Consider the following 7392-nt stretch of genomic DNA (forward strand, 5'->3'; position numbering starts at 1 on the left):
TGCCGCTTGTCATGAGCCTCGCGGAAGGGGCACGTCGCGACGGCACGATTGCCGCACTGCTCTCGCCACAGCTCTGGACGGAAGATGGGCTGGCGACCGAGTCCGGCGATACGGTTTTCTGGGATCGGGCGACCCTCTATGCCCTGCGCGGGCTCTTTGTGGCCGGGGCCACGGAAACGGCGCTGGAGAAACTCACCGCCTACACCCACCGCCGCCTGTTAGGGGAGCACGTCCCCTACGCCGTCGAAGCGCACCCTGAGGGCAGTCAGGCGCATCTCTCTGCCGAGAGCGCCCTCTACTGCCGCATTCTCACCGAAGGGCTCTTTGGCATTGTCCCGCGCGGCCTAGAGCGCTTCGATGTCACACCCCGCCTCCCCGACGCCTGGAGTGAGATGTCGCTGACACTAGAGGGCTTTGGCGGACACTGGGAGATTCAGGTTCGCCGTGTTGCAGGGGAAGTGAAGACTGATGTGCGGCGTATCTGATTTTTTACCAGTGATCTTGAGTTCAGGCCATTGCTATTGGCTTCACGAAAGCTTAAAATAGACCAGCACGGAGGGACGAATTTTGGGACGACGCAGTTTTCTGGGAGTGGGCGGGATGGCGCTGGGGCAGGCGAAGCCGGGCGCACGGGCTAAGCAAGTTCTCGTGATCTTCGAACAAGGTGGTGTCTCGCACATAGACACCTGGGACCCCAAGCCCGATGCGCCCACGGAGCACCGGAGCCCGTTTAAGACCATCAAGACCAAGGCCGATGGTGTCTATGTCACCGAGCTACTGGCACAGACCGCCCAGCACATGGACAAGCTCGCCATTGTCCGTTGCATGACTCAGCCCACGCCTGGTATTGGAAACTCGCACCCCAAGGGTTCGCAGTATGTCTACTCGGGCGAGGCACCCGGCGGCCCGGTGGAGATGCCTGATATCGGCTCGATTGTCGCCCAGCGCCTCGGCACGAAAGCGCCGTATCTGCCCGCTCATATTCTTCTTCCCGGCACCGATGAGCAGGCCGATAGCTCGCGCATTGGCTTCATGCCCCCCGGGTTTACTGCCTTCAAGACCGGAGGAAGCCCCGCCGATCCCAAGTGGCAGGTGCCCAACCTCGGGCTGCTTGCCGGGATTGATGAGCGGCGCTTTAAAGATCGGCAAAATCTGCTCTCCGCGCTGGACGTGGGCTATGTGCACGGCAGTGCACCCAAGGATGTCGAGGCGATGCAGTCGCTGATGCACCAGGCCACGGACATGCTCACCAACCCGCTCACCCGAAAGGCCTTCGATCTGGGCACCGAGTCCGATAAAATCCGGGAGCGCTACGGAAGCGGCCACCGAGGCCAGTGCTACCTGCTGGGCCGCAAGCTGATTGAGTCGGGCGTGCGCTACGTCACCGTGGATGTCCGCGAGCCGATGAACTCCTATGTCAATGGTAAGCAAGTGCGCTACGACGGTGGCAGTAACATGAACTGGGACCACCACGATGGGATCTACTCCAAGACCCACACCAACAACATTCCCGGCGGCGGCGCGGGGGCAGGGCGCTGGGGAATCCAGACCTGGCCCATGATGGGCTCGACCGACCAGGCATTCTCCGCGCTCATCGAGGACATGGCCCAGCGCGGTTTATTGCAAGACACCCTCGTCTGCTTTGTCACCGAGTTTGGCCGCACGCCGCGCATCAACGAGCGCCAGGGCCGCGACCACTGGACCCATGCCTTTAGCTTCGCCTTCGCCGGAGCGGGTGTCCCCGGCGGCACGGTGATCGGCTCGACCGACCGTGATGGTGGCTTTATCACCAGCCCGATGGCCTACACACTGGAGGACTACGGCGCGACGATCTTCGAGAAGCTGGGCATTGACCGCCATAAGCCCATCTACACCCCACAAGGTCGCCCCGTGCCAATCGCAGGCAAGGGCAAGCCCATCCCGGAGCTGTTTTGAACCCACCCGGCTGCTCGCACGGCTCACATACCCTCCCTCTTCGAAGGAGGGTTAAGTAGAAAAATGAGAATGGAACTGCTACACAAAATCAATACCCGACCATCCCCAACCCTCCCTGGAACAGGGAGGGTGGCTCGCCGTGAGGAACGAACGAAGAGCCGGGTGGGTTCTGGCTGGCTGGTCTTGGGAATTCTCCTCGCCCTCGCCACCACATCAGCCCACGCACAAGAGCGTATCGTGGTCACACCGCCATCGGTGGCGCTGACCAGTGCACGGGATGCGCGGCAGGTGGTGGTGACGGGCTTCTTTGGTGGGCAGCCGCGCGACCTGACCGAGAAGGCGGTCTTTACCAGCGGCAACCCGAAGATCGCCACGCTGGTCGGGAGCCGGGTCGCTGTCGCAGGGGACGGTAAGACAAGTGTCACGGTCAAAGTCGCGGGAAAGGTCTTTACGGTTCCTGTGAGTGTGAGCGGTGCGAAGAAAGCCGACCCCGTGCGCTTCGCCTTTGAGACCGTCCCCGTTCTGACCAAGCAAGGTTGCGCAAGCGGTTCGTGCCACGGCTCGCCGCACGGTAAGGGGGGCTTTTCGCTCTCGCTCTTCGGCTATGAGCCCAAGATCGACCGGATCGCACTGACCCGCGATGGGTTTAGTCGCCGCGTGAACACGCTAGAGCCTGCCGAGAGCCTGATCCTCAAGAAGCCGACTCTCGCGATTCCCCATGTCGGAGGCAAGCGTCTCAGAGTTGGCGATGCGCGCTACGCCACTCTCAACCAGTGGATTTCTGAGGGCGCGGAAGTCGGTGTCCCCAGTGTGGGAGTTGCCAAGATTGAGGTGACTCCCAGCGGACGTCGTGTGCTCGAAGCGCCGTATAAAAACCAACAAATCAGCGTCATCGCCGAGCTGACCGATGGTACCAAGCGTGATGTGACGAATCTGGCAACCTATGAGTCGTCGCACCCTAGTGTCGCGAGTGTGGATGCCGATGGCAAGATCACGGGCAAGAGCCGGGGCTTTGCCGCGATCTCGGTGCGCTACTTAGACAAGGTGCAGGCCCTCGATCTTACCGTGGTCGAGCCACGACCGGGCTTTGTCTGGAAGCCACAGCCGGAGAAAAATCTGATCGATGGGCTGGTGAACTCCCGCCTCAAGCAGCTCCAGTGCCTCCCCGCCGCGACTTGCTCCGACACCGAGTTTCTCCGCCGCGTCTCGCTGGACCTGACCGGAATGCTCCCTGGGGCAGTGGCCAGTAAGGCATTTCTCGCCGATAAGTCGCCTGACAAGCGCGAGAAGCTTATCGACAGCCTGCTAGCCTCCGAGGAGTTTGCGCGGTTCTGGGCTCTGAAAAAAGCCGACCTCATGCGTGTCTCACCACGCCATCTCACTGCCGAGCAGGCGGGGCGGTTCTCCCGCTGGCTGGTCGAGGCAACCCGAGATAACCTGCCCTACGACAAGCTCGCCAATGCGATCTTGACCGCCACGGGAGGCACCGAGCAGTCGCCCACGGCTAGCTATTTTTTAGCGATCAAGACCCCTGAGGAGCGCACGGAGCTGACAGCGCAGGTCTTTCTGGGCTCGCGGATCGAGTGCGCCAAGTGCCACAACCACCCGTTTGAGAACTGGACCATGCGGGACTACTACAAGATCGCCGCCGTCTTTGCCCGCACCGAGGCGAAGAAAGGCCAGATCACGCTGGCGGCAATTGGCGAGGTGAAGCACCCCACCACCGGCGAGAACATGGAGCCCTGGTCCAAGCTCAGCACCCCGACCGAAGACCGGCGCACGGCCTTTGCCCGCTGGCTGACCACGCCCCAGAACCCCTTCTTTGCCCGTGTGGAGGCCAACCGAATCTGGGCCGAGCTGACCGGGCGTGGGATTGTCGAGCCTGTCGATGACTTCCGGGCCTCCAACCCGCCCAGCAACCCCGCGCTGCTGGACGGGCTCACTCAGGCGTTTGTGACATCCGGCTTTGACCGCAAGAAGCTCATCAGGTTAATCTGCCAGAGCCAGACCTACCAGCGTGTCTCCGTGGCCCCAAGCGCCGCCGATGAGGCTCTTTTTTCCCACGCCAAAGTGCGGCTTCTCACAGCGGAGCAGCTCCAGGACGCCATTGGAGTCACGGCGGGCACGCTCGCCCCTGCCGCAACTCTCCCGTCTCAGCTTGCCGCATTGGAGAGTAAGCTCACGCAGCGCAGTGCTGCTCTGGAGGCACAGTTCCCGAGCTGGCTTGCCACGCAGACCCAAGTCGCCAAGGCACTCCCTCTCTGGCAGAGTACCTGGCGCGACTCGGGGACGCCTCTTACGCAGATTTCGGAGGGGCAGGAGTTTCGCTTTGAGGCGACCGAACGCCAGACACGCACCCTCACTCGGATCGTGCACTCGGACCAAGAGCGCACCGTGACAGCCACTCTGCGGTTCAGCGACCAGGCGACCCTCAAGCTAAATGGTGTGGCATTGACGGGCAACCTCAGGCGCCCACTGCCTCTTGCGCTCCAGCCGGGGGAGAACACGATCGAGCTCCGCATGACCGGCGACAATCTCGCCTTCACATGGAAGCTAGACGACGATACCACTGGCCTCTCTAGCCCACTGATCGAGGCGCTACGCGCTGAGAAAACCGCGCCTGCCCATGATTTCTATCTCGCCAACGATCCCGAGCGCACCGAGCTCCTGGGGCAAAAGGCGACTCTGGAAGACCGGGTGGCCTACGCAACCCAGCGCCCGTGGCCGGAGCAGACCGCCTTCACCAAGACCTTTGGCCAGCCTGCACGGGAGACGGCCTGTACCTGTGAGCGTCGCCAAACCCCGACCCTGCTTCAGGCACTAGAGCTGCTCAACGGACGAACGTCCTATGAGACGGTCGCTACCGGGGCCGCACGCTACGCCGCCCTCCCCGACACGCAGCTTCTCGACGAGCTCTATCTCACCGCCCTGAGCCGTCGCCCCACCGAGAAAGAGCGCACGGTCGCGATTGCCTTTCTAAAAAACGCCCCCGAGCGCACCGCCGCCGTCACTGACTTACTCTGGACCGTGGTCAATACCCAGGAGTTTCTCTTCCAAAAATGAAAAACCGCGCACTCTTGGCGCTTGCGCCACTCGCATTTCCCACTCTTGCCCATGCCCAGTCGGTGAGCTTCTCGAAAGAGATCGCTCCGATTATCCAGCGGCGCTGCGCGGGCTGTCATGGTGAGCGCACCAACTTGGGGGACTGGCGGGCACATACCTTTATGGCCCTGATGAAACCCGGCGCATCGGGAGCGGCGATGGTGGTTCCTGGCAAGCCCGAGGCATCCGAGCTCTACAAGCGTGTCGCCCACAAAGACCCAGACTTGCGTATGCCCAAGTCCGATGATGCCCTCAGTGCGCAGCAGCTTGCGCGCGTGAAGCGCTGGATCGTCGAGGGCGCGAAGTTCGACGGTTCAAGCAAGACGGTGCTCCTCAAGACGCTACTGGGGCCACGGGTGCACCCGGCGGCTCCCGCGAGCTACCGCACGCCCGTGCCCGTGCTGGCGCTGGCCTTTGTGCCGGGTGGAAAGCAAATCGCTGTGGGCGGCTACAACGAAGTCACGCTCTGGGACGCAGAAACGGGCAAGCTGGTGCGGCGAATCGGAGGCCTGCCCCAGCGCATCCAGAGCCTGCAAGTGAGCAAAGACGGCAAGTCGCTCCTCGTGGGTGGGGGGATTCCCGGCGAGTACGGCGAGGTCGCGCTGGTGGAGCTGGCGACCGGCAAGCGGCGCGTGCTCGACACCTTTGGCGACTTGGTTCTCACCGCACGCTTCAACACCGATGAGACGAAAGTAGCGGCGGGCGGCGCGGAGGCGAGCGTGCGCTGTTACGACATCAAAAACGGCGAGCGGCTCTGGAGCATGAGTGTCCATGCAGACTGGGTGACCTCCGTGGCCTTCAGCGCCGATGGGAAGTACGTCGCCTCCGCAAGCCGCGATCATACCGTGAAGGTCTACGAGGCCAACGGGACGCTTTACACAACCTACGGCGGCCACAATCGGCAGATTGGGCAGTACAAAGGCCAGGATCCTGTCTATGGTGTCTGCTTCACGGGCAACACAGCACTCTCTGTGGGCGGTGGCAAGTGGGTGCAGCAGTGGGAGCCTGAGAAAGCAAAGGCTGAGTCCGGCGATGCAGGCGACATGGAAGAGCGCTTCTTCAAGCAAGGTCATGCAAAGTTCCTCGCCCACGGCTGCGATAAAGATATCTACCAGCTCTGCCTCAAAGACGGCCAAGTCTTCACCCTCGCCAGCGATGGCATCGTCAAGCAGCTCGATCTTATCAGTCAGAAAGAGATCCGCAGCTTCGGCCAGAGCGGCGACTTCGCCTTCTCGCTGGATGCGGACACGGCCAGCAAGCGCATTGTCACAGGAAGCTTCGACGGTACCGTGCGGGTCTTTGACGTGGGAAACGGCCAACAAAAGCGCGCCTTCGCTGCCCGCCCCAACTAGTCCGCCGAGGGGCGATCACGAAGCTTTTTTGCGGGTATCCCTCCCCATATCTCATAGGGAGGGATATCTTTGGTAACCACTGCGCCCGCAGCTACAATCGCGCCTTCTCCAATAGTAACCCCTTTTAATACAACAACATTGGCTCCGAGCCATACATTATTTTCCAATCGAATAGGGCTTGTTGTGAGTGGTTGTGTATTCATTGTGGTTGAGATATCCATACCATGATTACCATCAATAAACTTACAACCCGAGGCTATAAGGCAATCATTGCCAATTTCTATTCTTTCACAGATGTTAAATTCTGTCCAACGTCCTACAAAAACATTATCTCCCAGAATTATTGAGGGGCCAGGTTGCCAGGGTCTTGAGAATTTTATATGCAAATCTGATTCCAGTATGCAATTGTTTCCTACTGTGAATTGATGAGGCCAATTGATAATTGTTCTTTCTGAAATGTACGTATTTTTCCCTATTTTAGATCCATTTATAATATGAAAAAAATTACGAAAAAAATTCTGAAGTGAAATAGATCTGATTCGAAAAAATATTCGTTGTAATGAGCTCATGATGATTATATTTGTCTGTGATTATAGGATTTTGGTGTGTTTTGTATTTTTTTATCCCAGTATTTAACATATGCTAGTACATAGTTCATCTCTCCAAGCATTGAATATAAGGCAATCCAGGTATCACGAGAGAGATAGTGCATCAGGCGAAAACGATCCCAGTGGCTACATAGAATATTTCTAATTAAAGGATTAACAGCCGAGCTTTGTTGTCCACCTTTATACCAGAGAAGGGCATCGCACTCACGCACCTCCCCATGCGTTTTCCAAGGCGGCGCGGACGAGCTGGATATCAGGTGCAAGCCGCTCTAAGCAGCGTGCTAATAACTCATTCCGATGGTATGTCGGAATGATTACTGAGAAAAACATGAATAATTATATCGTGTGAAAAACATGCTAATGCCCGTCACGCTTTTCGGGGAGGGTGATGGTCT

At 59.3% G+C, this 7392-nt stretch carries 4 protein-coding genes and 1 pseudogene; 4 read left to right on the top strand and 1 reads right to left on the bottom strand.

The features are described 5' to 3' along the window. The 4 genes and pseudogenes from AC1XOS_RS17445 to AC1XOS_RS17460 form a co-directional block, all read left to right on the top strand. Positions 1-485 (top strand): annotated as a pseudogene (locus AC1XOS_RS17445) (hypothetical protein); the annotation flags it as partial. Between the two features lie 82 nt (positions 486-567). After that, on the top strand, positions 568-1935 hold the full coding sequence (locus AC1XOS_RS17450) for a DUF1501 domain-containing protein (RefSeq protein WP_481963496.1): 1368 nt from the start codon (positions 568-570) through the stop codon (positions 1933-1935). Between the two features lie 69 nt (positions 1936-2004). Beyond that, positions 2005-4998 carry a DUF1553 domain-containing protein gene (locus AC1XOS_RS17455; RefSeq protein WP_481963497.1) on the top strand — a complete coding sequence of 998 codons (2994 nt, stop codon included), beginning with the start codon at positions 2005-2007 and terminating at the stop codon, positions 4996-4998. Next, positions 4995-6389, top strand: a complete 1395-nt coding sequence (locus AC1XOS_RS17460; protein ID WP_481963498.1) for a c-type cytochrome domain-containing protein — start codon at positions 4995-4997, stop codon at positions 6387-6389. Before AC1XOS_RS17455 ends, AC1XOS_RS17460 begins: the two co-directional genes overlap by 4 nt. On the opposite strand, the gene AC1XOS_RS17465 is transcribed toward AC1XOS_RS17460, so the two are convergent. Further along, positions 6386-6958 carry an acyltransferase gene (locus AC1XOS_RS17465; protein WP_481963499.1) on the bottom strand — a complete coding sequence of 191 codons (573 nt, stop codon included), beginning with the start codon at positions 6956-6958 and terminating at the stop codon, positions 6386-6388. The genes AC1XOS_RS17460 and AC1XOS_RS17465 overlap by 4 nt on opposite strands. Positions 6959-7392: the final 434 nt, after the last annotated feature.

The organism is Armatimonas sp. (genome assembly GCF_964826245.1).